The sequence below is a fragment of the Streptomyces sp. NPDC058092 genome (genome assembly GCF_042884935.1).
Classification (GTDB): domain Bacteria; phylum Actinomycetota; class Actinomycetes; order Streptomycetales; family Streptomycetaceae; genus Streptomyces.
The window spans coordinates 202,648-226,796 of record NZ_JBHVSY010000003.1; the positions used below are offsets into that span (position 1 = coordinate 202,648).

At 70.0% G+C, this 24,149-nt stretch carries 25 protein-coding genes and 1 tRNA gene; 9 read left to right on the forward strand and 17 right to left on the reverse strand.

What is annotated here, in order from left to right; translation table 11 throughout:
- Positions 1-148: 148 nt before the first annotated feature.
- The gene (locus tag ACFVV1_RS07040; RefSeq protein ID WP_389986362.1) at positions 149-817 is read left to right on the forward strand and encodes a MerR family transcriptional regulator; all 669 of its coding nucleotides are present in this window, start codon (positions 149-151) and stop codon (positions 815-817) included.
- Between the two features lie 94 nt (positions 818-911).
- Here the strand turns inward: ACFVV1_RS07040 and ACFVV1_RS07045 are convergent, their stop codons facing one another.
- Positions 912-1,727, reverse strand: a complete 816-nt coding sequence (locus ACFVV1_RS07045; protein WP_389985661.1) for an exodeoxyribonuclease III — start codon at positions 1,725-1,727, stop codon at positions 912-914.
- 49 nt (positions 1,728-1,776) lie between these two features.
- On the opposite strand from ACFVV1_RS07045, the gene ACFVV1_RS07050 reads away from it, so the two are divergent.
- Complete coding sequence (locus tag ACFVV1_RS07050) at positions 1,777-2,256, forward strand: GNAT family N-acetyltransferase (protein ID WP_389985664.1); 480 nt, start codon at positions 1,777-1,779, stop codon at positions 2,254-2,256.
- A 57-nt stretch (positions 2,257-2,313) separates the two neighbouring features.
- Here ACFVV1_RS07050 and ACFVV1_RS07055 read toward each other — a convergent pair whose 3' ends face one another.
- Positions 2,314-3,105 carry an SAM-dependent methyltransferase gene (locus ACFVV1_RS07055; RefSeq protein WP_389985667.1) on the reverse strand — a complete coding sequence of 264 codons (792 nt, stop codon included), beginning with the start codon at positions 3,103-3,105 and terminating at the stop codon, positions 2,314-2,316.
- A gap of 105 nt (positions 3,106-3,210) precedes the next feature.
- Here ACFVV1_RS07055 and ACFVV1_RS07060 point away from each other — a divergent pair, with 105 nt between their 5' ends.
- Entirely contained in the window at positions 3,211-4,065 is an 855-nt protein-coding gene (locus ACFVV1_RS07060) for a methyltransferase domain-containing protein (protein ID WP_389985670.1), read from the forward strand.
- Between the two features lie 175 nt (positions 4,066-4,240).
- Here the strand turns inward: ACFVV1_RS07060 and ACFVV1_RS07065 are convergent, their stop codons facing one another.
- From ACFVV1_RS07065 to galU, 10 genes are all read right to left on the reverse strand, one after another.
- Positions 4,241-5,296: a MarR family transcriptional regulator gene (locus ACFVV1_RS07065; protein ID WP_389985673.1), complete on the reverse strand. Its 1,056-nt coding sequence runs from the start codon at positions 5,294-5,296 to the stop codon at positions 4,241-4,243.
- A 489-nt stretch (positions 5,297-5,785) separates the two neighbouring features.
- The gene (locus ACFVV1_RS07070; RefSeq protein WP_389985675.1) at positions 5,786-6,178 is read right to left on the reverse strand and encodes a DNA-binding protein; all 393 of its coding nucleotides are present in this window, start codon (positions 6,176-6,178) and stop codon (positions 5,786-5,788) included.
- On the reverse strand, positions 6,178-6,429 hold the full coding sequence (locus ACFVV1_RS07075) for a hypothetical protein (protein ID WP_389985678.1): 252 nt from the start codon (positions 6,427-6,429) through the stop codon (positions 6,178-6,180). The genes ACFVV1_RS07070 and ACFVV1_RS07075 overlap by 1 nt, the downstream gene beginning before the upstream one ends.
- A 601-nt stretch (positions 6,430-7,030) precedes the next feature.
- A tRNA-Ala gene (locus ACFVV1_RS07080) sits at positions 7,031-7,104 on the reverse strand.
- A 96-nt stretch (positions 7,105-7,200) separates the two neighbouring features.
- Positions 7,201-8,319, reverse strand: a complete 1,119-nt coding sequence (gene glpR / locus ACFVV1_RS07085) for a gephyrin-like molybdotransferase receptor GlpR (RefSeq protein WP_389985681.1) — start codon at positions 8,317-8,319, stop codon at positions 7,201-7,203.
- Positions 8,320-8,482: 163 nt separating this feature from the next.
- Entirely contained in the window at positions 8,483-9,088 is a 606-nt protein-coding gene (locus ACFVV1_RS07090; protein WP_389985684.1) for a GNAT family N-acetyltransferase, read from the reverse strand.
- 17 nt (positions 9,089-9,105) lie between these two features.
- Positions 9,106-9,663, reverse strand: a complete 558-nt coding sequence (locus ACFVV1_RS07095) for a molybdenum cofactor biosynthesis protein B (RefSeq protein ID WP_389985687.1) — start codon at positions 9,661-9,663, stop codon at positions 9,106-9,108.
- Positions 9,660-10,160 carry a cyclic pyranopterin monophosphate synthase MoaC gene (gene moaC / locus ACFVV1_RS07100; protein WP_389985690.1) on the reverse strand — a complete coding sequence of 167 codons (501 nt, stop codon included), beginning with the start codon at positions 10,158-10,160 and terminating at the stop codon, positions 9,660-9,662. Before moaC ends, ACFVV1_RS07095 begins: the two co-directional genes overlap by 4 nt.
- 125 nt (positions 10,161-10,285) lie before the next feature.
- Positions 10,286-11,596 carry a gephyrin-like molybdotransferase Glp gene (gene glp, locus ACFVV1_RS07105; protein ID WP_389985693.1) on the reverse strand — a complete coding sequence of 437 codons (1,311 nt, stop codon included), beginning with the start codon at positions 11,594-11,596 and terminating at the stop codon, positions 10,286-10,288.
- Between the two features lie 4 nt (positions 11,597-11,600).
- Positions 11,601-12,503 carry a UTP--glucose-1-phosphate uridylyltransferase GalU gene (gene galU, locus ACFVV1_RS07110; RefSeq protein ID WP_389985696.1) on the reverse strand — a complete coding sequence of 301 codons (903 nt, stop codon included), beginning with the start codon at positions 12,501-12,503 and terminating at the stop codon, positions 11,601-11,603.
- A 104-nt stretch (positions 12,504-12,607) separates the two neighbouring features.
- Here galU and ACFVV1_RS07115 point away from each other — a divergent pair, with 104 nt between their 5' ends.
- Positions 12,608-13,195, forward strand: coding sequence for a 5-formyltetrahydrofolate cyclo-ligase (locus ACFVV1_RS07115; RefSeq protein WP_389985699.1), 588 nt, complete (start codon positions 12,608-12,610; stop codon positions 13,193-13,195).
- Here the strand turns inward: ACFVV1_RS07115 and ACFVV1_RS07120 are convergent.
- Entirely contained in the window at positions 13,185-15,935 is a 2,751-nt protein-coding gene (locus tag ACFVV1_RS07120) for a penicillin acylase family protein (RefSeq protein ID WP_389985702.1), read from the reverse strand. The two genes, ACFVV1_RS07115 and ACFVV1_RS07120, sit on opposite strands and share 11 nt — an antisense overlap.
- A 288-nt stretch (positions 15,936-16,223) precedes the next feature.
- On the opposite strand from ACFVV1_RS07120, the gene ACFVV1_RS07125 reads away from it, so the two are divergent.
- The 5 genes from ACFVV1_RS07125 to ACFVV1_RS07145 all read left to right on the forward strand — a co-directional run bounded on the left by ACFVV1_RS07125 (position 16,224) and on the right by ACFVV1_RS07145 (position 21,806).
- On the forward strand, positions 16,224-17,762 hold the full coding sequence (locus ACFVV1_RS07125) for a potassium/proton antiporter (protein ID WP_389986364.1): 1,539 nt from the start codon (positions 16,224-16,226) through the stop codon (positions 17,760-17,762).
- A gap of 385 nt (positions 17,763-18,147) precedes the next feature.
- A complete protein-coding gene (locus tag ACFVV1_RS07130; RefSeq protein ID WP_389985704.1) occupies positions 18,148-19,434 on the forward strand; it encodes an MFS transporter in 1,287 nt (428 codons plus the stop codon).
- A gap of 286 nt (positions 19,435-19,720) precedes the next feature.
- Complete coding sequence (locus ACFVV1_RS07135; RefSeq protein ID WP_389985707.1) at positions 19,721-20,065, forward strand: FmdB family zinc ribbon protein; 345 nt, start codon at positions 19,721-19,723, stop codon at positions 20,063-20,065.
- Positions 20,066-20,146: 81 nt separating this feature from the next.
- Entirely contained in the window at positions 20,147-20,980 is an 834-nt protein-coding gene (locus ACFVV1_RS07140; RefSeq protein WP_389985710.1) for an S-methyl-5'-thioadenosine phosphorylase, read from the forward strand.
- A 277-nt stretch (positions 20,981-21,257) separates the two neighbouring features.
- A complete protein-coding gene (locus ACFVV1_RS07145; RefSeq protein WP_389985713.1) occupies positions 21,258-21,806 on the forward strand; it encodes a hypothetical protein in 549 nt (182 codons plus the stop codon).
- 232 nt (positions 21,807-22,038) lie between these two features.
- Here the strand turns inward: ACFVV1_RS07145 and ACFVV1_RS07150 are convergent, their stop codons facing one another.
- The 4 genes from ACFVV1_RS07150 to ACFVV1_RS07165 form a co-directional block, all read right to left on the reverse strand.
- Positions 22,039-22,248, reverse strand: a complete 210-nt coding sequence (locus tag ACFVV1_RS07150) for a hypothetical protein (RefSeq protein ID WP_383761863.1) — start codon at positions 22,246-22,248, stop codon at positions 22,039-22,041.
- A 111-nt stretch (positions 22,249-22,359) separates the two neighbouring features.
- The gene (locus ACFVV1_RS07155) at positions 22,360-22,758 is read right to left on the reverse strand and encodes a hypothetical protein (RefSeq protein WP_389985716.1); all 399 of its coding nucleotides are present in this window, start codon (positions 22,756-22,758) and stop codon (positions 22,360-22,362) included.
- A complete protein-coding gene (locus ACFVV1_RS07160) occupies positions 22,755-23,543 on the reverse strand; it encodes a Rieske (2Fe-2S) protein (RefSeq protein ID WP_389985719.1) in 789 nt (262 codons plus the stop codon). The genes ACFVV1_RS07155 and ACFVV1_RS07160 overlap by 4 nt, the downstream gene beginning before the upstream one ends.
- A complete protein-coding gene (locus tag ACFVV1_RS07165; protein WP_389985722.1) occupies positions 23,540-24,142 on the reverse strand; it encodes a 4Fe-4S dicluster domain-containing protein in 603 nt (200 codons plus the stop codon). Before ACFVV1_RS07165 ends, ACFVV1_RS07160 begins: the two co-directional genes overlap by 4 nt.
- Positions 24,143-24,149 lie beyond the last annotated feature (7 nt).

Genomic DNA, 24,149 nt, shown 5'->3' on the forward strand with positions numbered 1-24,149 from the left:
GTCACACGACTCTGCCAGCAATCACTGGCATTGTTGGGAGAGTAGAGCAGCTCCGTACTGATGGGTAGGGGTCCGACAAGGGAAAGTTACCGGCGGTACAACATAGGGTGCGGGTGTGGCTGAGGAACGCGAGCACCGCGAATACCGGATGGAGGAGCTGGCCAAGGAGGCCGGCATCCCCGTACGGACCGTGCGCTTCTACCGGGAGCGCGGCCTGATCTCGCCACCCCGCCGCGAGGGGCGCATCGCCTGGTACGACGATCACCACCTGGCCCGGCTGCGCACCATCGCGGGCCTGCTGGAGCGCGGCCACACCCTGACCGGCATCGCCGATCTCGCCCGCACCTTCGAGAGCGGCCGCGATGTCGCCGAGGTGCTGGGCCTGGGCGAACCGAGCGAGGAGACGCCGGTCCGCCTCACCCCCGAGCAGCTCGCGGACCACTTCGAGGGCGAGGTCACCCCGGAGAACCTGGCCGCCGCCCTCGACCTGGGCTATCTGGCCACCGACGGCGACGAGATCGTCCACATCAGCCGCCGTCTGCTGGAGGTCTCGGCGGAGCTGGTACGGGAAGGGGTGCCGCTCGCCACGGTGCTCTCGGCCGGCCACCGGGTCCGCGAACACGCGGACGCGCTCGCCGAACTCTTCGTGAGTGTCCTCGAAGCCCACAGCGACGAGGATGCCCGCGGCGACGCACCCGAACCGCCCCAACTCCGCCCACTGGCCCGTGCGGTGGTGGACGCCGAACTCTCCATGGCCCTGGACCGCCGCCTGCGCCGCGCGGACACCGCACGCACGCCGCGCAAGCCCGCCCCGTGACGCAGCGGGCCCAAAACCGCGCACACCCGACGGCCGACGGGCCGATGACCGAGACCGCGACGACCGACACGGCGTAGAACCACGGGCCGAAGTCCTACAGCTCGAAGACCACCGTCACCGGCGCGTGGTCGCTCCACCGCTCGTCGTGCGTCGCGGCCCGCTCGACCCAGCCCTTCACCGCACGCTCCGCCAAGCGAGGCGAACTGGCGATGAGGTCAATCCGCCAGCCCGTGTCGTTGTCGAAGGCCCGCCCGCGGTAGGACCACCAGGAGTACGGCCCCTCCTCCTCCGGGTGCAGCGCCCGTACGACATCGACGTACGCGGCCTCGCCGAAGACCCGGGTCAGCCACTCCCGCTCCTCGGGGAGGAAGCCGGAGTTCTTCTTGTTGCCCTTCCAGTTCTTCAGGTCGGCCTCCTGGTGGGCGATGTTCCAGTCGCCGCAGACCACGACCTCGCGCCCGTCGGCCGCGGCCCGCCCCCTGAGGCCCTTCAGGTACGGGAGGAACGCGGCCATGAACCGTTCCTTCTCCTCCTGCTTCTCCGTGCCGACCTCGCCGGAGGGCAGATACAGACTGGCGACCGTGACGCCGGGCAGGTCGACCTCGACATAGCGGCCGCTCGCGTCGAACTCCTCGCTCCCGGCGTCCCCGAAGCCGCCGAACCCGATCTGCACTCGCTCGGGCGCACGCCGGGTGTAGAGGGAGACACCCGCCCGCCCCTTGGCGGCGGCCGGCGCGTGCACGGTGTGCCAGCCCTCGGGGTCACGCACCTCGTCGGGCAGCTGCTGCGGCTCGGCCCGCACCTCCTGCAGGCAGATCACATCGGCTTCGGTCCGGGCCAGCCACTCGACGAAGCCCTTTTTGGCGGCGGCGCGGAGCCCATTTACATTGACGGTGGACACAGTGAGCATCCAGGAACGATACCGACAAGACGATCCGCATACCTGTACGATATTCCGCATGAATATCCAGCCACGCCCCTTCGACCACCCCGACGCCGTCAAACTCAACGACCAGGTGCAGCTCGAATACGCCGCGCGGTACGACGACGAGGGCGATGTCACACCGCTCGATGCCTCGATGTTCGAGCCGCCGAACGGTCTGTATCTCCTCGCCTACGATGCGCAGGGCCGCCCCGTCGCCACCGGAGGGTGGCGTTCCCAGGAGCGGAACGAGGAGGGGTACTCCGACGGCGACGCCGAGATCAAGCGGATGTTCGTGATACCCGAGGGCCGTGGCAACGGGCTGGCGCGCCGCATCCTGGCCGCCCTGGAGGCCGACGCCCGGGCGGCGGGCCGTAGCCGGATGGTGCTGGAGACCGGGGACAAGCAGCCCGAGGCCATCGCGCTGTACACGTCCAGCGGTTACACCCTGTGCGAGAAGTTCGGCCACTACCGCACCTACGAGAGCAGCCTCTGCTTCGCGAAGCCGCTGCGGTAGCGGCCCCGCGCTCCCCGTGCATCGGACCCCGGGCCCCGGCCGCGACCGCTCCCCCGGTCAGCGCACTCGCGCGACGCCCACGTAGAACCCACTGCGCTCCTGCGCCGGCGCAGGCTCCTCCTGGTACCACTCCGGGGCGTACACCAGCCCGGGCTCGACGAGATCCAGGCCGTCGAAGAAGGGCTCGACCTCGCTCCGGGTGCGCATCCGCAGCGCGATGGCGCCCTTCTTGTACGCGGTCTCGGTCTCCTGCCGCAGCTCGGGGTGCTGGTCGGCCGTACCGTGCGAGAGGACCAGGAAACTGCCCGCGGGCAGGGCGTCGACCAGGGTGCGGGTGATGCCGTACGGGTCCTGGTCGTCGGGCAGGAAGTGCATGAGCGCGATCAGGGACAGCGCGACGGGCCTGCTGAAGTCCAGCAGCTCACGGGCTCGTTCGAGGATCGCCCGCGGCTCCCGCACATCCGCGTGGAGGTAGTCGGTGGCGCGTTCCGGGCTGCTGACCAGCAGCGCTTCCGCGTGACGCAGGACGATCGGGTCGTTGTCCGCGTAGACGATCCGGGCGGCCGGCGTGATGGCCTGGACGACCTGGTGCAGATTGGGCTCCGTGGGGATACCGGTGCCGATGTCGAGGAACTGGTCGATCCCGCCGCGCGCCAGCCAGGCCGAGGCCCGGTGCATGAACGCCCGGTTCCGCGCCGCGTTGCCCCGCGCCTGAGCGGGCAGCTTCTCCCCTACCCGCTGGTCCACCGGATAGTTGTCCTTGCCGCCCAGGAGCCAGTCGTAGACGCGCGCGGGGTGGGGCTTGCTGGTGTCGATCAGGGGCTGGGGCTGGGGCATTCCGGCCGTCACAGGACGCTCCTCCGTACGGGGTATTCATGAGCAGGCAAGCGCTCTGCCCGCCCGGGCGTCTCGTATTATCGGCCCGCACTGACGTCGAGTACCACCAAGGATTGTGTGAATCACTCCGATCTCCAGGCCAAGGCCCTTTCGCTCGCGGCCGGCATGGCCGCCGCCGATCACAGCCCGGATATCCAGCTGTCCCAGACTCGCCACCGGGCCGCGCTGGTGGCTAACTGGCACATCGCGCGCGGCTCAACCGTCCTCGAACTGGGCTGCGGACAGGGCGACATGACCGCCGTCCTCGCAGAGGCGGTCGGACCCAAGGGGCGCGTGGTGGCCGTCGACGTGGCCGAGCCCTCCTACGGGGCGCCGGTCACGCTCGGGGAATCGGCCGCCCGGCTCGCGGCGGGCCCCCTCGGGCCGCGCATCGACTTCCGCTTCGGCACGAACGTTCTCGACCCATCGGTCGACTTCCCCGAAGGCGCCTTTGACCACGTGGTGCTCGCACACTGCTCCTGGTACTTCGCCTCGCTCGGGCAACTGCGAGACACACTGGCCCGGGTACGGCCGTGGGCGCGGCGACTATGTTTCACCGAGTGGGACTTGACGCCCACCTCTGGCGACCAATTGGCGCACCTCCTCGCCGTGCTGATCCAGGGGCAGATCGAGGCCGCAGGATCGCATGGCGAGGGCAACGTCCGCACGCCCTTCTCCCGTGAGGGGCTGCTGCGGCTCCTGCCTGAGGCCGGATGGACAACCGACGGCAGCGGGTCAGCCGATACCGAAGACCTCCAGGACGGCGACTGGGAAATCGCTGCCTGCCTAGACCTGGCCGGAACGGAGGAACGCTTGGCCGCGCTGCCCGAGCCGGTGCGACAGATCGTCCTGAGCCAGGCCGACGTTCTCCGGGCCATCGCGAGGCGGCGCGGCAACCGAGCGCTCGCTGCGTATTCAGTCACCGCACGCTGACACGCCCCAGCGGCTGGCCGGTCAAAGTTCAGTGACTGACCGACGGCCTCGGCCACACCAAGCGGTAGGCCATGTCAGTCGGCCAGTCCTTGGAGGGTCCGCCAGGGCGCGGAGCGACCGTCGAGGAGGTGGAATTCAGGGGCCCGGACACTGGCAAGACCTGGCGCAGGCAGCGTCACCGCAGCTTCAACTGCTCGCGAAGACGGCTCACATGAGCCTGGATGTCACGTTCGATGCCAGGGGCCGCCTCGGGGGCAAGGTGGGCGGCAGGGTCCGGAGCGGGTTGGCGGCAGGGGCCGCACAGCCCGTCGCGGAACGCCTCGGACTTGCCGGGTGCGCCGCATTCGGTGCACTCGACCATCAGACGGCGTACGGGAGCGCCCGGCGCAGCCGGTGCCGGGGTGACGGGCAGGCGGGGCGGGATCTTGTCGAGGAGGCGACGCCTGACGAAACCGACGGGCGAGTCGACAGCCGCGGGAAGTCCGGCGGTGAGGGCGTGCGTGAGGTAGTCGGCGTCGACACCGCGTGCGAACCACTCGGCGGCCGTCTGCTCCAGCGCTGTGCAGTCTGCGGCGGAGAGGGCCAAGCGGGGTTCGGTACGGCCGAGTCGGGCCAGGGTGAGGAAGGCGATCGAGGAGTGCCCCGAGGCACCCTTGTCGCACTTCGGCTCCGCAGTGCGCTGCTGCGGCACGGCCGGGACGGGTGGCGGTACCACTACGGGTGCGGCCGCTTCGGCCGGGACATCTGCCCGGGGTGCGGCGGGATCGGCAGGGACCCACGGCGGCGGGGTTGCGACGGCCACTGCGGCCTCCTGCGGTACGGGGCGGCTCTCCTCGGCGGCGAGGAAGGTGGTCCACCACTCGTTGTCGCGGGCGGTGCGGGACCAGAAGGTGCGCGTGACCCAGCGGACCTGGCCGCCTTCGCCGGTCAGGCACCGTACGTGACGCAGATGACCGGCCACACCCAGGGCCCGCAGGGCGCTGCCGACGGCCATCTGCCCGTACAGCGGCTGGCTCTTGGCCAGCGACTTGATGTCCATCGCCGCGCCGTCGGGCAGTTTGTCGACGTAGCCCGCGATGTGCCGCTCGCGCTCGGGCAGAAACGCGAAGTCGGCCTCGCGGGGCGGGCGCTGGTCCGGTACGGATCGTTTCCCGTATCCGGACTTGGCCTTCGGGTACGGGCGCGAGGATGCGGGCGCGCACAGGGCAGGGCTAAGGTTCTGGGTAACCACGGGATCGGCCTTTTCGATCTTGGGGTGAGACCCCGGCTCGGTGCTGTGAACACCGCGTCGGGGTCGTTACGTTGGGGGCACCGTAAGCAGCCGCGACTCCGCGCCGCAAGTTGGTCACGATTAGTCATACTTGCTGGCCGTGACGGGTCAGGGAGGGTGGGAAGGTTTCCCCAACCCCCCTTCTTTTACCTACCGGTTGTAAGACACAGCTCGGGTCACGAAGCCCGGACCCCGACGCCCGGAGCCCGAAGCTCAAGACTCGGGCTCGGCGCCGCCCCGTACCCACGAAAGAATGAACAGGCCCCTTCCGAGGCTCGAATCCCGAATCCCGGCTCCCGAATCCCAGCTCCCGAAGCTCGGGCTGCGGGGAGCCCGCGAGCGCACATGATCACGAACCGTCCAATGCGGTGCTCGCGGCCCACACCCAGCGGTTCCGTCGCAGACGGCGGGCCTCTTCGGCCTCGGGTGCGGTTCGGGTGCGGCGAGGTTTCACACCTTGACGATCTCTACCGCGGGACCGCAGAGGAGCGTGAGGTCCTCCGGGTCGGAAGTGAGAACAGTGACCGGCTGGGGCGCGATGCCGGCGATAACGGCAAAGGCAGAGTCGATGGCGTACTTGTGGCCGTGGAGACGGTGGGCGCGCAGGAGGGCGGCGGCCTGGTCGGTGATCTCCTTGGTCACGTCGTGAACGTCGACGCGGGAGAGGACCCACTTGATGCGGGCGGGGTGGACGCGCTCGTAGTCGGCCTCAAGAGTGGTCATGGCGCTTGTGGCCACGCGGACGCCCTCTTCCGACGCCGCTTGGACCAGGGCCACGACAGCACGGTCCTTGCGGTAGAGCTTCGAGAGGCCTTCGCTGGCGAGCAGCAGGGTGCCGGGCATCAGGCTGCCGCTCCGCCGACCTGTCGATGATCATGGCGCAACAGGGCGCGGGCGGCCTCGACCTCCTCGCGGGTGAGCTCGTCGTTGTCGGTCTCGAAGTCGGCGACGATCTCCCGGAGCTTGTCCATGGCGACCCGCTGCTCGAGGGCTTCGGCGACGTAGGCGGAGAACCCGCCGGGCCCGACATGAACGCGTACGGCCTCGGCAAGGTCCTCGGGCAGGCTGATCGAGTACTTCTTACTACCGCTCATGACGTCGATCCTACCCTCGGTGGTATCACCACCGGTATGCAGAGTCGCTGTGGCGCGACCCTCCGCCTCGTAGTGGGCAGGTCTGGCGCTACCAGCTACCAAGACCGCCGGCTCGATGAAGGAGGCCTGTCTCGGGTTCTTGTTCAGCGCACGCGCCGCGCGGGTGAGCTGCTCCTGCTCACACCCGAACCGAACTCGGAGCGGCGCGGCTTGAATCAACGCTTCCGACGCGGCGAAGGACCGGGCTCCGGGACGGGCGGCGGCACGGCAGACGTCACCGGGAGACCTCCAGGGCGATCGCCATCGGAAGGGCAAAGGCTCTGACATCGGCAAGGCTGGGAACGCGGCGCACAGCGACCGCCAGGTTCCCGAGCATGCCTTCGGCGGCACTTTTCGATGAACGAGGAACAAGCGCCGAACGAATCGCGGCACCGAACGCATCCGCCCCACGGCATGCGTACGTCTCCACCGCCGGCCCCGGCCCAACACCCCACGAACATCGCCCAAGTGAGTGGGTGAACAGACTTGGGTACCAACCACGCCTGAAACGACAGAATCCCGGTCCGACGGTGATCGTCGGACCGGGATCCTGTATGTGCGGTGGACCTGTGGGGATTTGAACCCCAGACCCCCTCGATGCGAACGAGGTGCGCTACCAGACTGCGCCACAGGCCCTTGCAACGAGTGAAACTTTAGCACCCCCACGGGCGTGCCCGGAAATCCGGTCCGTACTGGTCAGCCGAGTCGGTGTCGCAGCGGGGCCCGGCGGTCTCACTCGTTGGCGGCACGGGGGCGTTCCCCGTCCTCGTACTGGTCGAAGAGCGGGGTCCGGCCGCGGTCGCGGGTGCGGCGGGACTGGTTGGTGCGCTGGCGCGGCGCCGGGTCGACGGGCGGTGCCGCGACGTACGAGGTGCCCGTCTGGGTGGGTTCGGCGGTGCTGGAGCGGGCCGCGCTCCAGGTCTCCGGGTTGCCGACCTCGACGCCGCCCGTGGCGCGCGGGGCGACCGGGGCGGTGACGTAGGTCGGCAGCGGGACCGGGACCGGCTCCCAGCTGTCGCCCTGGACCCGGCCACGTTCGCGCTGCTGGTCGACCCATTCCGCGTGGTCCGTCTGCTCGACCAGGGCGCGGCGGCCGGCCTCCTGCGGGGAGACCGCGGGTGCGGGCTCGGGCTCGGGGTGGCGCGCTTCGGGCTCCTCGTCGGCCTCTGCGGGGGCCGACGCGGCCGGCTGGTGCCTGCGGGGACGGTTCTCGCGCAGACGCTGCGCCGCCACCTCGGCCCGCCGCCGGTCCATGGTGAAGGCGAACCGGCGTCGCTCCTGGGCGCGCAGATGCACGATGTACGTGCTCAGCAGCAACGCCGGAACCGCGGGCGCCCACAGGAAGCCGAGGCCGCCGACCGCCGCGACGACCGCCCCGAGGGTGAAGGCGAGGAAGAGGACGACGGTGGTACGCCGACGGCGCGCGAGGACCTGCAGGCGCTGGGCACGCCGGACGCGCTCGGCGTCCGCCCCGCCGGGGCGCGGGCGCGCGCGCCGTGCGGATGCGGGGCGCACCCGGTCCGCGCGCTCGGGCGGGCGCGCCGGATCGTGCAACCTGGCTTCGGTATGCGCCGGAGGCGCGGCGAAGGCCCGGACGTCCACGGAATCCATACGGTCCGTGTCGACGTCCGGGTCGGCGTCGGGCCCCGCCTCCTCGGCGGTGCGCTCCCGCAGCTCCCTGGCGTACCGGCGCTCCATTGCCGCCCGTCCGGACAGCAGCCGGATGGCGGTGCTGAAGCGTTCCGTCGGACGGGCTTCGTTGAGCTCGTCCTGCCTGCGGAGCCACATCGGCACCAAGTAGGCGGCCCAGGCCCCGACGATGACTGCGTAGATGAGGCCGCTGCTGCTCACGTCTCACACCGTAGAGGGGTTTGCACGGAGGCATCCGCCAATTGGCCCGGTGTGTCGCACGATCCGGCTGATCTCAAGGACTTTTTTTGTGATTGTTCAGATCGGCAGTGCATGTTTGCGCGTTCATTTGTGCTCATACGCCGATCGATATCGAACACTTATTTCATTTCCGTCGCGTTCCGGGTCGTGCCTGGTGCCAGCGCCGGAGCAGTCCCTCGGGCACTTCCTCCGCGGTGAGCGCGTAGATCAGATGGTCCCGCCAGGCGCCGTCGATGTGGAGATAGCGCGGACGCAGGCCTTCCTCACGGAATCCCAGTTTCTCGACGACCCTTCTGCTGGGCCCGTTCTCCGGCCGAATGCACACCTCGATACGGTGCAGTCCGACCCTTTGGAAGCAGTGGTCGACCGCGAGGGCGACGGCGGTCGGCATCACGCCGCGGCCCGCCACGTCCTGGTCGACCCAGTAGCCGATATGGCCCGAGCACATCGAGCCCCAGGTGATGCCGGCGACCGTCAGCTGGCCGACCAGACGGCCCTCGTACTCGATGGCGAAGGGCAGCATCCGGCCCGCGTTGGCCTCGGAGCGCAGATGACGGACCATCTGACGGTAGGTGGGGCGCTGGGCCACCGGGCCGCCCGGGGCGGGCGGCGGCACGGTCGCCTCCCAGGGACGCAGCCAGTCACGGTTGCGCCGGTTGACCTCGCGCCACATGCGCTGGTCGCGCAGTTTCACCGGGCGGAGGGTGACCTCTCCGTCCGTGAGGACCACCGGCCAGGTCGGGACGTTCAGCTCGGGCTCCCGGGTCGGGGGTGATCGCCGCCGCGAAGCTGGTCGACGGCGTGCACCAGGAGACGTGCGAGGACGGCGAGGCCGTCGCGCACCCCGCCGGTGGAGCCCGGCAGGTTCACGATGAGTGTGTGGCCGGCGACGCCCGCGAGGCCGCGGGAGAGCGCGGCGGTGGGCACCTTGTCGCGGCCCTCGGCACGGATCGCCTCGGGGATGCCGGGGATCTCGTGGTCGAGGACGCGCCGGGTGGCGTCGGGGGTGCGGTCGGTGGGCGAGATGCCCGTACCTCCGGTGGTGACGATGACGTCGTACCCGGCGGCCACCCCGGCGCGCAGCGCCTGTTCGACCGGGTCGCCGTCGGGCACGACCTGCGGCCCGTCGACGGCGAAGCCGAGCCGCGTGAGCGCCTCGGAGATCAGGGGGCCGCCCTTGTCCGCGTAGACCCCTGCGGAGGCGCGGTTCGACGCGGTCACCACAAGGGCGCGGTAGGCCGACGACGCGGCCTCGCCGGGGACGCCCGCCGCTCCGCCGCCGGCCGCTTCACCGGGCGCCGTCACGCGTCCGCTCCGTCCGGCGCGGTGCGCCGGTACTCGCCGGACTTGCCGCCCGACTTCGACTCGACCCGCACGTCCGTGATGACCGCCGCCTTGTCGACCGCCTTGACCATGTCGATCACGGTGAGCGCGGCGACCGAGACGGCCGTCAGGGCCTCCATCTCGACGCCGGTGCGGTCCGTGGTCCTCACCGTGGCGAGAATCTCCACCGCGTCGTCGGCGACACTCAGCTCGACCTCGACACCGGAGACGGCGAGCGGGTGGCAGAGCGGGATCAGCTCGGGGGTGCGCTTGGCGCCCATGATCCCGGCGATCCGGGCGGTGGCGAGAGCGTCGCCCTTGGGCACTCCTTCGCCGCGGAGCAGCTCGATGACGCGCGGCGAGACGAGGACCCGGCCGCTGGCGCTGGCCGCCCGCGCGGTGACGTCCTTCTCCGAGACGTCGACCATGCGGGCCGCGCCCGCCTCGTCGATGTGCGTCAGCCTGTTCTGCGTACTCAACTCACTCCGCCTCGCGGTAGGGCGCCGGTTGTCCGATCGGCCCGCACCACTGGTGCGGGCCGAGGGGCCCGGGGGTGTCCCCGGGACGGCACAGCGGCAGATACCGTACCGCCACCGCCCAAGGATCAGCGGAGCAGGATCACCTCGGTGTCCGTGCCGGGCTCGGCGGAGGTGACGTCCTCGGGCAGCACGATCAGCGCGTCCGCCTGCGCGAGGGCGGCGATCAGATGCGATCCGGAGCCGCCGACGGGGGTGACGGTGCCGGCCTCCGCGTCGTACGTACCGCGCAGGAACTGGCGTCGGCCGGCCGGTGAGGAGAGCGCCTTGTCGGTGTTCAGCGTGGCCCGGGTGGTGGGGCGGTTCACGTCCTGAAGGCCCATCAGGGCGCGGATCACGGGCCGTACGAACAGCTCGAAGGAGACGTACGACGAGACGGGGTTGCCCGGGAGCGCCAGCAGCGGGGTGTGTTCGGGGCCGATCGAGCCGAAGCCCTGCGGTTTGCCGGGCTGCATGGCCAGCTTGCGGAAGTCGATGCCGCTGCCTGGCTCGTCCTCGTCGCCCACCGACGACAGGGCTTCCTTGACGACGTCGTACGCGCCGACGCTGACACCGCCGGTGGTGACGACGATGTCGGCGCGGATCAGCTGGTCCTCGATCGTGGCGCGGAGCGTGTCGGCGTCGTCGGTGACGGCGCCGACCCGGTAGGCGATCGCTCCGGCGTCCCGGGCGGCGGCCGTGAGCGCGAAGCTGTTGGAGTCGTAGATCCGGCCGCCGGTCAGCTCCTCGCCGGGCTGCACCAGCTCGCTGCCGGTCGAGATGACGACGACGCGCGGCCGGGGCCGCACCTTCACCGTGGAACGGCCGATCGCGGCGAGCAGGCCGATCTGCGGCGGGCCGATCACCGATCCGGCACTCAAGGCCAGATCGCCCGGCTTGACGTCGCTGCCGCGAGCCCTGACATGGGCGCGGGCCTCGACGGGGCGGTGGACGCGGACCTCGCCGCCCGCGCCCTCCGGGGCGTCGCGGTGGGCGCGCATCGTGTCGGCCGGGCCGCCGCCCGTACCCCCGTCGGTCCATTCGACCGGGACCACGGCCTCGGCGCCCGCCGGCAACGGGGCGCCGGTCATGATGCGGGCGGCCTCGCCGGGGCCGACGCGCCGGTCTCCGGGCAGCCCGTCGCTGCCGGCCGCGACGTCACCGATGACGGTGAGCACCGCGGGGAACTCCTCGTCGGCGCCCTCGACATCGGCGACACGGACCGCGTACCCGTCCATCGAGCTGTTGTCGAAGGGCGGCAGGGCGATCTCCACGACGACATCCTCGACGAGGACGCAGCCCTGGGCATCGTGCAGTTGCAGCTCGATGGGTTCGAGCGGTCGCACCGCGCCGAGAATGTCTTCCAGGTGCTCGTCCACCGACCAGATCGTGCTGCTCAAGGTGCTACATCTCCTCGGTGACGTAACTGCGGAGCCAGGTCCTGAAGTCCGGGCCCAGGTCTTCACGTTCGCACGCGAGTCTGACAATGGCACGGAGGTAGTCGCTCCGGTCACCGGTGTCATAGCGGCGCCCCTTGAAGACGACGCCGTGCACGGGGCCGCCGATCTTCTCGTCCTCGGCGAGGAGTTGCAGGGCGTCGGTGAGCTGGATCTCGCCGCCGCGCCCCGGCTCGGTCCTGCGCAGTATGCCGAAGACGGCGGGGTCGAGGACGTAGCGGCCGATGATGGCGAGACTGCTGGGTGCCTCGGCCCTGTCGGGCTTCTCGACGAGGCCGGTGACGCGCACCACATCGCCCTCGACGGTGGGCTCCACGGCCGCGCAGCCGTACATGTGGATCTGCTCCGGCGGGACCTCCATCAGCGCGACGACGCTGCCGCCCTCGCGCTCCTGGATCTCGACCATGCGGGCCAGCAGCGGGTCGCGCGGGTCGATCAGGTCGTCGCCGAGGAGGACCGCGAACGGCTGGTCGCCGACGTGCGGCGCGGCGCACAGCACGGCGTGACCGAGACCGCGCGGATCGCCCTGCCGGACGTAGTGCATGGTGGCCAGGTCGCTCGACTCCTGGACCTTCCGGAGCCGTTCGGCGTCTCCCTTGCGGGTGAGCGCGGACTCCAGTTCGTAGTTGCGGTCGAAGTGATCCTCGAGGGGACGCTTGTTGCGGCCGGTGATCATCAGGACGTCGGAGAGGCCGGCGGCCACCGCTTCTTCGACGACGTACTGGATCGCGGGCTTGTCGACGACAGGCAGCATCTCCTTGGGAGTGGCTTTGGTGGCCGGCAGAAAGCGGGTGCCAAGTCCTGCCGCCGGGATGACAGCCTTGCTGATCCTGGTGTGCGACTGAGTCATGCGCAGAACCATAACCGGTACGCATGGGCGGAAGATGAGGTTCCGGTTAACTTTGTACGCCTATGTGAACTTACGAGAAATTCAGGTGCCCATTGAATACCGACATGTCGCGAAAGGCGCTTCTCCGACGTGAACTGCTGGCCGCGCGGCGCCTTCTGACCAGGGAAGACGTGGACAACGCCGCAGCGGTTCTGTCCCGCGGCGCATTGCGTCTTCCGGAGCTCTCCGGGGCCCGCACCGTCGCCGCGTACGTCTCGGTGGGGAGCGAGCCGGGCACCCGTCCCCTGCTGGACGCGCTGCGCGCGCGGGGCGTGCGGGTGCTGCTGCCGGTGCTCCTGGCGGACAACGATCTGGACTGGGCGCCGTACGAGGGAGCCGGCCGTCTGGTGCGGGCCGGTCGCGGGCTGCTGGAGCCGGACGGCGAACGGCTCGGCCCCGACGCCGTTCTGGACGCCGAGGTGGTCCTGCTGCCGGGTCTCGCGGTGGACGCGCGCGGGATGCGGCTGGGCCGTGGCGGCGGCAGTTACGACCGGGTGCTGGCCCGGCTCGCCGCGGCGGGGGCGCATCCGGCGCTGGTCGTCCTGCTGTACGACGACGAGGTGGTCGCGCAGGTCCCTGAGGAACCGCACGACCACCCCGTGGACGTGGTGGTGACTCCGGCCATGACCCGCCGGACGGGTCCTACGGTTTGAGGGTCAGGGTGTCGGTTGTCGACTCGGCGACGGAGTTGGTCCCGAAGGACCAGTCGAGCAGTTCGCCGTTGACCCACTTGTCGGTCTGGTCGGTGTAGTGCGCGCTGAACGCGTGCCCGGAGGCGCCGGAGAGGTTGATCCAGCGGGACTTGTCCCAGTCCCCCACGTTGACGACCATCCGCATCGACGGAACCCAGACGACGTCGTAGCCGCCCGCCGCGTTCCAGCCACTGGCGTTCACCGCGGCCTCGCCGCCGCCGAGGTTCCACGGACCGCGGTTGAGGGCCCGCTGGAGCAGATCGGGGCCCTCGGTGCCGAGGGTCTGGTTCTTCAGGGTCAGCCGGTGCAGCCGGCCCCAGTTCCAGGTGGTGATGTCCTTGCCGAGCTTGGCGGTCAGCTCCCAGCGGGCGTCCGCCATGGCGCGGGCGAAGAGCCGGTCGCGGTTCTCGGTCGCCTCGTCGCGGCCACGCTCCGGCGACTTCCACCAGTCGCTCTTCGGGTCCTCCATCAGCCGCTCGACCACCTGGTACCAGCGGTCGCCGCCGTCCGGCTGTGCCGTGTCCGCGTCGCGCCGGCCGCACTCGCGCACCAGCTTGCCCTGCTCGTCGACCGGGCCCGAGCTGTCGGCCCGCGGTACGTACAGGCACTCGCCCTTGACCCGCAGCTCCTTGGGCAGCTTGTCACCGAAGGCCAGCTTCAGGATGTTGCGCCAGACCGCGTTGAAGTACGCGGCGGCGGCCGAGTCGGGCTCCTGGGTGTAGTCCCAGCCCTCCAGCAGCTTCTGTGCCTCGCGGACGCTCTTGTCCGAGATATTGATCTTCATCAGCTCGGGCACCAGCAGCGCGGCGATCTCGCTGGTGTTGTCCATCTGCATCTTCTGCATGTCTTCGGTCGAGATCTTCCCGCCGCCCTTGATCTTCGACTTGATGAGGTCGTCGATCCGCTGGCTGCGGGCGCCGTAGCCCCAGTCCTTGGTGAGCAGGTGGCGGTACTTCTTCTCGTCGATGACGGCCTGGTTGGCGGTGACGATGTAGCCGCGCTTCGGGTCGTACTCGTAGGGCAGCTCGTCGAACGGGACCGGGTCCTTCTTCCAGCCGTACGCCGAGGACCAGCCGGGGCTGGGCATCGTGCCGTCGCCCTGGAGTCGGACCGGGATCTTCCCGGGCGCCTGGTAGCCGATGTGGCCCTCGGTGTCGGCGTAGATGAGGTTCTGCGAGGGAACCTCGAAGTGCTCGGCCGCCGCCCGGAAGCTCTTGAAGTCCTTGGCCCGGTTGAGCTCGAAGACGGCGTCCATGGATTTGCCGGGCTCCAGTGCGGTCCACTTCAGGGCGACCGCGTAACCGTCGGCCCGGTCCGGGGCCGCGTTGGCGACGGGGGCCTTCTGGCCGACCTTCTCCAGTTCGCTGCTGCGGTCGGAGACCAGCGGACCGTTGTTGGTCTCGCGGACGGTGATGTGCCGGCTCTTGCCACCGGCGACCTTGATGGTCTCCTCGCGGACGGTGAAGGGCTTGACCTTGCCGTCGTACAGGTAGCCGTCGCCGGAGACCTTCTCCAGGAAGAGGTCGGTGACGTCCGCGCCGAGGTTGGTGAAGCCCCAGGAGATGTCCTGGTTGTGGCCGATTATCACGCCGGGCATGCCGGAGAAGGTGTAGCCGGCGGCGTCGTACTGGCACTTCGCCGTGATCTGACGGCAGTGCAGCCCCATCTGGTACCAGAGCGAGGGCAGCTGGGGCGCCAGGTGCGGGTCGTTGGCGAGCAGCGGCTTGCTGGTCGTCGTGTACTTGCCGGAGACCACCCAGGAGTTGGATCCGATGCCGGTGCCGTTCGGGCCGAGGAGCGCCGGGATCTGGTCGAGGGTGTCGGAGAGCGAGGAGAGCTGGGTGTTCAGGCCCTCGGTGGCGCCCGCGGCGGTGTCCGAGCCGATGCTGTCGGACGGTGTCGCGTCCGGGTCGAACTTCCCGGTGACCGGGGAGATCCCGCCCCCGCCGACGATCGGCTTGTGCTTGCCGTACGGGTAGGGCGGGTACAGGTCCTCGATCTGCTTCGTGTCGAGCCTGCTGGTCATCAGCGAGCGGTCGATCTCGTCCTGCATGTTGCCGCGCAGGTCCCAGGCCATGGCCTTGAGCCAGGCGACGGAGTCGACCGGGGTCCACTCGGCCGGCTTGTAGTCGTTGGTGAAGCCGAGGGCGGCGTACTCGACGGAGATGTCCTTGCCGTCGCGCCCCTTCAGGTAGGCGTTGACGCCGTCCGCGTACGCCTGGAGGTTCTTCTTGGTGTCCGCGGACAGGACCTTGTCGTACTCCTCCTGCGCGACCTTGTGCCAGCCGAGCGTGCGCAGGAAGGAGTCCGTCTCGACCTGGCCGGAACCGAACATCTCGGAGAGCCGGCCCGCTGTCATGTGGCGGCGGACGTCCATCTCCCAGAAGCGGTCCTGCGCCTGCACGAAGCCCTGGGCGCGGAAGAGATCGGTGTCGGAGTCCGCGTACAGCTGCGGGATTCCGTAGGAGTCGCGCTTGACGTCGACGGTGCCGTCGAGGCCGTCGAGCTTCAGCGACCCGGTCGTCTGCGGGTACGAGGCCCGCACGGTAGATACGGACCAGAACGCGCCGTACCCGATACCCGCGACAAGCGCCAGCACCAGAACGATCACGATCAGGCGGGCACGTCGCCCCTTCTTCCTGCCGGTCTTCCCACCGGCGGAACCGGTGGTGCCGGAAGAGGCGGTTGTGTTGGCGGGCATCGCTGTCCTTCGAGGGGCAGGTGGTCCTGGGAGTGCAGGAGCAACCATAGGCGCAGCACCGGGGCGGCTCTGACGCGGCATAGGGATGGTTCGCATTCCGCAGCGATCGTACGAACGATCGAACGCGTCAAGAAAGCGTTAAAGATTAGGTAAGGTAACGAAGTGTCGGCCGGGAAGAGCCGATGCCGAGGGTCGATTCGGCAGGCGTACGCAGGGAAGGAACGGCCACTGACTGTCCACGCGCTCAACGAACTCCTGCTCGCCTGCTCACTCGTCCTGCTCGTCGCGGTGGCGGCGGTGCGTGTCTCGTCCCGCAGCGGGCTCCCCAGCCTGCTCCTGTACCTGGGCATCGGGATCGCCATAGGGCAGGACGGCATCTTCGACGTCACGTTCAACAACGCCGAACTGACCCAGGTGATCGGCTATGCCGCACTGGTCGTGATCCTCGCCGAGGGTGGCCTGGGCACGAAGTGGAAAGAGATCAAGCCCGCGCTGCCGGCCGCGGCGATTCTCTCGATCGTCGGCGTCGCGGTGAGTGTCGGCGTCACCGCGGCCGGGGCCCATTACCTGGTCGGCCTGGACTGGCGGCAGTCACTGATCATCGGCGCGGTCGTCTCGTCGACGGACGCCGCCGCGGTCTTCTCCGTACTGCGCAAGGTGCCGCTGCCCGCCCGCATCACGGGTGTACTGGAGGCCGAGTCCGGCTTCAACGACGCCCCTGTGGTGATCCTGGTGGTGGCCTTCTCGGCCAAGGGCCCCGTCGACAGCTGGTACGCACTGGTCGGCGAGATAGCCCTGGAGCTCGCGATCGGCGCGGCCGTCGGGCTCGCTGTCGGCTGGCTCGGCTCGTTCGGACTGCGTCATGTGGCACTGCCCGCGTCCGGTCTCTATCCGATCGCCGTGATGGCGATCGCGGTGTCCGCGTACGCGGCGGGCGCCCTGGCCCACGGCAGTGGCTTCCTCGCCGTCTACCTGGCCGCGATGATCCTCGGCAACGCCAAACTGCCGCACTGGCCCGCCACCCGCGGTTTCGCCGACGGGCTCGGCTGGCTGGCCCAGATCGGCATGTTCGTGCTGCTCGGGCTCCTGGTCACGCCGCACGATCTGTACGACGACTTCTGGCCCGCGGTCATCGTGGGACTGGTACTGACCGTGGTGGCACGTCCGCTGGAGGTCTTCATCTCGCTGGCACCGTTCCGGCTGCCCTGGCAGGAGAAGGCGTTCATGTCCTGGGCGGGGCTGCGCGGCGCCGTACCCATCATCCTGGCGACCATTCCGATGGTGTCCGGAGTCGAGGGCTCCACCCGGATCTTCAACATCGTCTTCGTGCTCGTCGTCGTCTACACCCTCATCCAGGGACCGACCCTGCCCTGGCTGGCGAAGGCTCTGAAGATCGCCGACGTTCCGTCCGAGGCCGCCGACCTGGGCATCGAATCGGCGCCGCTGGAGCGGCTGCGCGGCCATCTGCTGTCGGTGGCGATCCCCGGGAAGTCGAAGATGCACGGCGTGGAGGTCGGGGAGCTGCGACTGCCCGCCGGGGCCGCGGTCACCCTGGTCGTACGGGACGGGAAGAGCTTCGTACCGGCACCGTCGACCGTGCTGCGGCGCGGTGACGAACTGCTGGTGGTCACCACCGACCCGGTGCGCGACGCGGCGGAGGAGCGGCTGCGCGCGGTCGGCGAGGGCGGCAAGCTCGCGGGCTGGCTGGGGAAGACCGGCAAGGGCGGCGAAAGCCTCGCCGGGAACCATGTGGCACATGATGTGGCACACGCGCTGAAGACGGTGACGAAGCGCGGGAAGGCCGACGGGTCCAAAGCGCAGCACTGAGACTCCTGCGTCACCAGGGGTGAAGGTTTCTGCCAGTCAAGGCTCGATGTGCTGCCGATCCGAGGCGGGGGCGAGGGCCCTCTGCACAATCAGAGGTGTGCGGGGGCGTCTGCCTGTATCATGAAGGAGGCCGGTTCGGCCCTTATACGGGGCCGGTCGGCCCGACGACCCACTCGAACGACCCACTCGAACGACCCACTCTGCCTGATGCAGAGCTGGCGCGACCGTATGGCGGTCGTGGCGTCCTCCGCCTCTGCTGAGCGCCCGGCATCTACCGCAGTCCCGCGCGAAGAGGACAGCTCTCGGCAGCACCCGCACGAGCCCGCACCACCCGTGCCGGCCGGCCCCGGGAGCTCTGCCACCAGGCGGCAGAAAGGCATGGACCGTGGCATCCACGGTCTCCGACCGCCCCGGTTACGGGCAGTTGCTGCGCACCCCTGGTGTGTGGACGTTTCTCCTGCCGGGCTTCGCCGCACGGCAGCCCTTCGCGATGCTGACGATCGGCATCGTTCTCCTGGTTCAGCACACCACCGGCTCGTACGGCAGCGCGGGCTCCGTCGCCGCCGTGACCGGTGTCTCCATGGCCCTGTTCGCGCCGCAGACCGGCAAGCTCGCCGACCGTTTCGGCCAGCGCGCCGTGCTGCTGCCCGGTGTCGTGGTGCACGCGGCATCGGTGTCGGCACTGACGGCGCTCGCGCTGGCGGACGCGCCCCTGTGGGCCCTGTTCGCGGCGGCCGTGCCGACCGGTGCGTCGATTCCGCAGATCGGGCCGATGGTCCGGGCCCGCTGGGCGGCCCTGCTGGGCGCGGCACCGGGCCGCGAGGCTTCACCGTTGCTGTCCACCGCAGCCGCGTTCGAATCCGTGACGGACGAGTTCACCTTCGTCATCGGCCCGGTGCTCGCCACCGCGTTGTGTACGGGGGTGCACCCGGCGGCAGGCCTGATCACGGAGGCCGGGCTGACCCTGGTCGGCGGACTGCTCTTCGCCGCCCAGCACCGCACCCAGCCCGCGGTGCGCAATACCGCGCCCGGCACCTCCCGGCGGCATGCGTCCGCGCTGTCCGTACCGGGTGTCCGGGTGCTCGCGGTGGCCTTCCTGGGGATCGGCGCGGTCTTCGGCGGCATGCAGGTCTCGCTGACCGCCTTCGCCGAGGAGATCGGCCGGCCGGGGGCGAACGGCCTGCTGTACGGGATCTTCGCGGCCGGCAACATGCTGGCCGGGATCGCCTGCGGCGCCATTGCCTGGAAGATCGGGCCGCGGCGGCGGCTGATCGTCGGGTACGCGGCGCTGACCCTGACCGCGTCCGGACTGTGGGCGGTGCACTCCGTGCCTCTGCTGGCCGGGCTCGGACTGCTGGTCGGGCTGTCCATCGCCCCGGCCCTGATCAGCGGCTACACGCTGGTGGAGGCGCTGGTTCCGGAGTCCGCCCGGACCGAGGCGTTCACCTGGCTGACGGGCTCGGTCGCCCTCGGCCAGGCGGCCGCGGTGACGGTCGCCGGACGGCTCGCGGACGCACACGGCGCGAGCACCGGATTCGTCGTGCCGCTGGTCGGGACCGTACTCGCGCTGGTCATCCTGGTCGCGCTGCGTTCGAGGCTGGCCCCTGTCCGCGCCACCGTCACAGCCGCGCGTGGCGCGGTTCGCCGCGATGCTGTCACGGCCGGAGAGTGACGATTCCTGCACTCGAATCACTGGAACCACTGGAACCGCGGGTACCAGGTGCAGCTGGAACCGCGGGTACCACTGGAATCAGCGGAATACGTCAGTGTGACTCCTGCGGACTTCTGCGCCGCATGATGTGGCAGCCTTCTCATCCAGGCCGACGGCCCTCATGACGGCCGAGCCCTGACCGCTGCCCACCGGGCAGGTGACAGACGTTACTGCAAACAGCGGCCCGCAGCAGTTACCATTGACGACTGTTAGCACTCATCGAGTGAGAGTGCCAGGAGGAAGACAAGTGCCGACCTATCAGTACCAGTGCACCGAATGCGGCGAGGGCCTCGAGGCGGTGCAGAAGTTCACCGATGATGCCCTGACCGTTTGCCCGAGCTGCGAAGGACGCCTGAAGAAGGTGTTCTCGGCGGTCGGCATTGTCTTCAAGGGTTCCGGTTTCTACCGGAACGACAGCCGTGGCTCCTCGTCGAGCACCACGCCGACGTCGTCCTCGGCGAAGGCGGCCGGTTCCGATTCGTCGTCGTCGACGGGGTCGGACACGAAGTCGTCCGCCTCCTCCTCGGCTGCCGCGTCTTCGACGTCCTCTTCGTCCTCTTCGTCATCGACGAGTGGTACGTCGGCCGCCTGACCCGCACCGCACTTCCCCGAGGACCCCGCCGAACCGTCCGGCGGGGTCGTCGGCGTTTTTCCGCGTCGCTACTGTGATCGCATGGCGAACGCAGAGATCGGTGTCATCGGTGGCTCGGGCTTGTACTCCTTCCTGGAGGACGTCACGGAGGTGCGTGTGGACACCCCGTACGGAAAGCCGAGCGACTCCCTCTTCCTCGGCGAGGCCGGCGGCCGCCGGGTCGCTTTCCTTCCCCGCCACGGACGCGGCCACCATCTACCGCCGCACCGCATCAACTACCGGGCCAACATGTGGGCGCTGCGTTCCGTCGGCGTACGACAGGTGCTGGGCCCGTGCGCGGTGGGCGGACTGCGTCCGGAGTACGGACCGGGTACGCTGCTCGTACCCGACCAGATGGTGGACCGCACCAAGGCTCGTACGCAGACGTACTACGACGGGGAGATCCGGGCCGATGGCGCGGAGTCGAATGTCCTGCATCTGGGCTTCGCCGATCCGTACTGCCCCGAAGGGCGCAGGGCGGCGCTGGCGGCGGCTCGCGCGAAGCGCTGGGAGCCGGTGGACGGCGGGACGCTGGTGGTCGTCGAGGGGCCGCGCTTCTCGACCCGGGCGGAGTCGCGCTGGCATGCGGCGATGGGCTGGTCGGTGGTCGGGATGACGGGGCACCCGGAGGCGATCCTCGCTCGTGAACTGGGCCTCTGCTACACGACGATGACGCTGGTGACGGACCTGGACGCGGGGGCGGAGGCCGGGGAGGGCGTCTCGCACGGGGATGTGCTGAAGGTGTTCGCGGCCAATGTGGACCGGCTGCGCGCAGTGCTCTTCGACGTGGTGGCCACGCTGCCCGCGGCGGCGGACCGCGACTGCCCGTGCTCGCGTGCACTGGACGGGCTGGAGACGGGGATCAAGCTTCCTTAGCCGGGGCAGCCGGTGGAGGCAGCCGGTGGAGGCAGCCGGTGGAGGCAGCCGGGTGACGAGGTTATCCACAACCCTGGGGCTGTCCACAGGCTTCGGCGGGAATCTCGCGGACGGTGGATCGTGAGGGGTGTTCGTCCGAAACTCCTCATGCCAGGTGGTGTTGACCATGTTCCCGTCGTCGCAGTCGTCCCCGTCATCCCCGTCGTCCCTGCCATTCCCGTCACTCCCCTCTTCCGAGTCGTCCCCGTGTGCGCGCTCCGGGCGTTCCGCTCCGACGATGGCTCCAGGGCCTCCGGCATCGGCTCCCCCGCCCTGTGGTGTGCCCGCGTTCGAACCATTGCGGGTGCGCGGAGGCGGTGGGCACCGGCTGCGGCGGGCACTGTGGCGGCAACGCCACACCATGGCCGCCGGACTGGCCCTGACGGCTGCCGCGCTGGCCGCGACGGGGCTGGGCGGGAGCGTCGGGAGCGGCGTGGGCGGCGATTCCGGGCATGGTGCGGGTGCAGAGGCAGGGGGTGCGGCCGGGGCGGCGCCGGAGCGGGCGCGGGGGACGGCTCCGTTGGTGTCCGCACCGGTCCGGATCGCGGATGCGGGGACGGTGCGGCTGTTACGGCCGGGTGACCGCGTCGATGTCATCGCCGCCGAGAGAACCGGATCCGATGCCCGGGTGCTGGCGAAGGGCGCGCGGGTGGCAGACGTACCGCAGGCCCCGGCCGAAGGTTCCGCGGAGGAAGGTGCGCTGATCGTGCTGTCCGTACCGCGGGGCACGGCCGCGTCGCTGGCCGGTGCGGGCATCTCCGCCAGGCTGGCGGTGACCCTGTGCTGATGCGTACTGATGGTCGGTCAAGTAACCGGATCCAAGGCGCAGATCGGGTGATTCCACGGCGTACTGCCGTAGGTTGCGGAGCAGTTTTACAGCTCCTGCCTCAAGGGACCCTGCGTCACGGACCCGAAGATGGGCGAGGCGATCAAGGCGATCGAGGGCATCCGGATCCTGCGGGGTTCGGTGCACAGAGAGAACCGACAGCAGCGTCGTCGGACCACCACGGAGCGGGGGCTCAGATGTGGTGGGGCGGCTTCTCGTCGAGAAAGCGTGCCAGATCGGCGGCGCTGCCGCCGGCCGGGGCCCGCTCGCCCCACCCTCGGTCCGTATCGTCCGCGGACTGCTGGTCCAGCGGATCGTCGAAGATCAGAGCCGGTTCGGGTTTCGGCTGTTCCGGCTGGGACGGCTTCGAATCGCGCGGGCCGGGGGCGGGGGCGGTGCTCATGCATCCAGGGTACGGCGACGGTCTGCGGTACGACGGTCGTCAGCCGGACGTCTGTGATCAGAGGAACGTCGGTGGCCATCGGTACGTCGGTGGTCAGCGGAACGTCGGTGGTCAGCGGTCCTTCGGGTCGAGCAGCCACAGCCCGAGGACGACGAGGAACGACAGACAGAGGAAACCGGCGCCCCACCAGGCCGTGCCGGTGTTGCCCTCCATCCACGCGTCGACGATGACGGTCAGGCCCCAGAGCTGTCCGATGACGACGGTCATGGCCAGGGCCAGCCGGGCCGTCAGTTTCGAGGAGCGTTCGGGCTCCTGGTCGGTCCCCGCGCCCGGGCCGGGACCGGTGTGGCGGATCCGGGGGTCGCCGTAGCCACTGGTGGGGCGGATCTGTGGATAGCGCTCGTGGACGGGGCGGTTGAGCTCGGGGCGGGCACTGCCCGGGTGGTACTCCGGGTACTCCCCCGGGTGTTCCGTGGATTCCTGGCTCCGGGGCTGCTGGGCGTCGGTCATGTCCGCCTGCCGGTGGCCTCGGCCTCAGCGGCCCGGGTACGCGACGTCCTGCCTCTTTGGCGGGCGGCACCGGTCCCGTTCACTCTGACTGTTCCTGGTCCGTCGCCCGTGGGCGGCCCCGGTGCGTCGGCAGCTGTCCCCGACGCATTGGCCACGGGCGCCTCCGCGCCTCCGTCCTTGACCGCGGGGCAGCCGATGCGGGACGCGAGGTCCGGGCGGTCGGCGCTGAGCTGACGGCACAGTCCGTGTTCGATGCTCTCGCCCGAGCGGGTCGTACCGACCGCCCAGATACTGCCGTCGGCCTGCTCGGTGAGCACCACCTTGGGCAGTGCGCGGGGTGGCGGCCCGGCGGTGACCTCGCCGGTGCGGGCATCGAAGACGCCCTCGTGGCAGGGGCAGTACAGCTCGCCCTGCGAGCCGCGGTCCTTGCGCCAGAGCACGGCACAGGCGAGGTGGGTACAGATCGCGGAGTAGCCGACGAGGGTGCCGTCGTCGAGCCGGACGGCGACCGCCCGGTCCTCTTCGTCCGGGTAGTGGAAAGCGATGGACTCGCCGGGAAGGAGCTGAGTGGTGATCTTCTTCGGCGCAGGTGTCTTGCCGTCGTCGGGTTCGCCGTGGCGCGGAAGGATTCCGCCGGCCACGGCGAGACCGCCGACGGCGAGGCCGCCCGAGACGGTCGCGACGATCCGGAGGTAGTCGCGCCGGGTGGTGAGGGAGTCGGCGGCGATCCGGTCGTGCAGGGCTTCGCGCGGGTCCCCGGAGGGCGGCTGGTCGGTGGCGCTCATCGGCGGACGTCCTTCCCGTTGATCTCGACGACGGGAAGGCCGCCGGGCACCGGCCACTGGACCTTGTCTGCGGGGACGACCATGGCCACACCGGTGCGGACCTCGCTGCGGCCGAAGACGAAGGTGTCGGCGACCTGGACGCCGGGGCGCTCGGCCTGGAGTTCCTCGACGGTCCCGTAGAACAGCGCTCCCGTCGGGCAGACGGTCGCGCACATGGGGGCGAGGCCGTAGGCGGTGCGGTCGCAGCAGAGGTTGCATTTCATCTGCAGCTTCGCCTGCAGATCGATCTTCGGGACGCCGAAGGGGCAGGCGTTGACGCAGTTGGCGCAGCCGATGCAGCGGCTGGTGTCGGCCTGCTGCACCACACCGTCGGCGGTCACCAGGATCGCGTCGGCGGGGCAGACCTCGGCGCACGGGGCGACCGGGTCCTCGCAGTGCATGCAGACCGTGGGAAGGGAGGCGACGGACTGGCCCTCGTCGGTGTAGTCGAGGTGGATCATCGATTTGCCGCGGTGCGAGTCGCATTCCCGGCAGGCGGAGACACAGGCCTGGCAGCCGATGCAGCGCCCCGGATCGATGAAGATCGTTCTGCCCATCATGCGGGGA

Bases quoted from the DNA above. Each gene is read 5' to 3' on its own strand.
- ACFVV1_RS07040 (WP_389986362.1), top strand. From the start codon at position 149: ATGGAGGAGCTGGCCAAGGAGGCCGGCATCCCCGTACGGACCGTGCGC.
- ACFVV1_RS07045 (WP_389985661.1), bottom strand. From the start codon at position 1,727: ATGCTCACTGTGTCCACCGTCAATGTAAATGGGCTCCGCGCCGCCGCC.
- ACFVV1_RS07050 (WP_389985664.1), top strand. From the start codon at position 1,777: ATGAATATCCAGCCACGCCCCTTCGACCACCCCGACGCCGTCAAACTC.
- ACFVV1_RS07070 (WP_389985675.1), bottom strand. From the start codon at position 6,178: ATGCCCGGCACCCTGCTGCTCGCCAGCGAAGGCCTCTCGAAGCTCTAC.
- ACFVV1_RS07075 (WP_389985678.1), bottom strand. From the start codon at position 6,429: ATGAGCGGTAGTAAGAAGTACTCGATCAGCCTGCCCGAGGACCTTGCC.
- galU (WP_389985696.1), bottom strand. From the start codon at position 12,503: ATGACTCAGTCGCACACCAGGATCAGCAAGGCTGTCATCCCGGCGGCA.
- ACFVV1_RS07115 (WP_389985699.1), top strand. From the start codon at position 12,608: ATGTCGCGAAAGGCGCTTCTCCGACGTGAACTGCTGGCCGCGCGGCGC.
- ACFVV1_RS07120 (WP_389985702.1), bottom strand. From the start codon at position 15,935: ATGCCCGCCAACACAACCGCCTCTTCCGGCACCACCGGTTCCGCCGGT.
- ACFVV1_RS07140 (WP_389985710.1), top strand. From the start codon at position 20,147: ATGGCGAACGCAGAGATCGGTGTCATCGGTGGCTCGGGCTTGTACTCC.
- ACFVV1_RS07145 (WP_389985713.1), top strand. From the start codon at position 21,258: ATGGCTCCAGGGCCTCCGGCATCGGCTCCCCCGCCCTGTGGTGTGCCC.
- ACFVV1_RS07150 (WP_383761863.1), bottom strand. From the start codon at position 22,248: ATGAGCACCGCCCCCGCCCCCGGCCCGCGCGATTCGAAGCCGTCCCAG.
- ACFVV1_RS07155 (WP_389985716.1), bottom strand. From the start codon at position 22,758: ATGACCGACGCCCAGCAGCCCCGGAGCCAGGAATCCACGGAACACCCG.
- ACFVV1_RS07160 (WP_389985719.1), bottom strand. From the start codon at position 23,543: ATGAGCGCCACCGACCAGCCGCCCTCCGGGGACCCGCGCGAAGCCCTG.
- ACFVV1_RS07165 (WP_389985722.1), bottom strand. From the start codon at position 24,142: ATGATGGGCAGAACGATCTTCATCGATCCGGGGCGCTGCATCGGCTGC.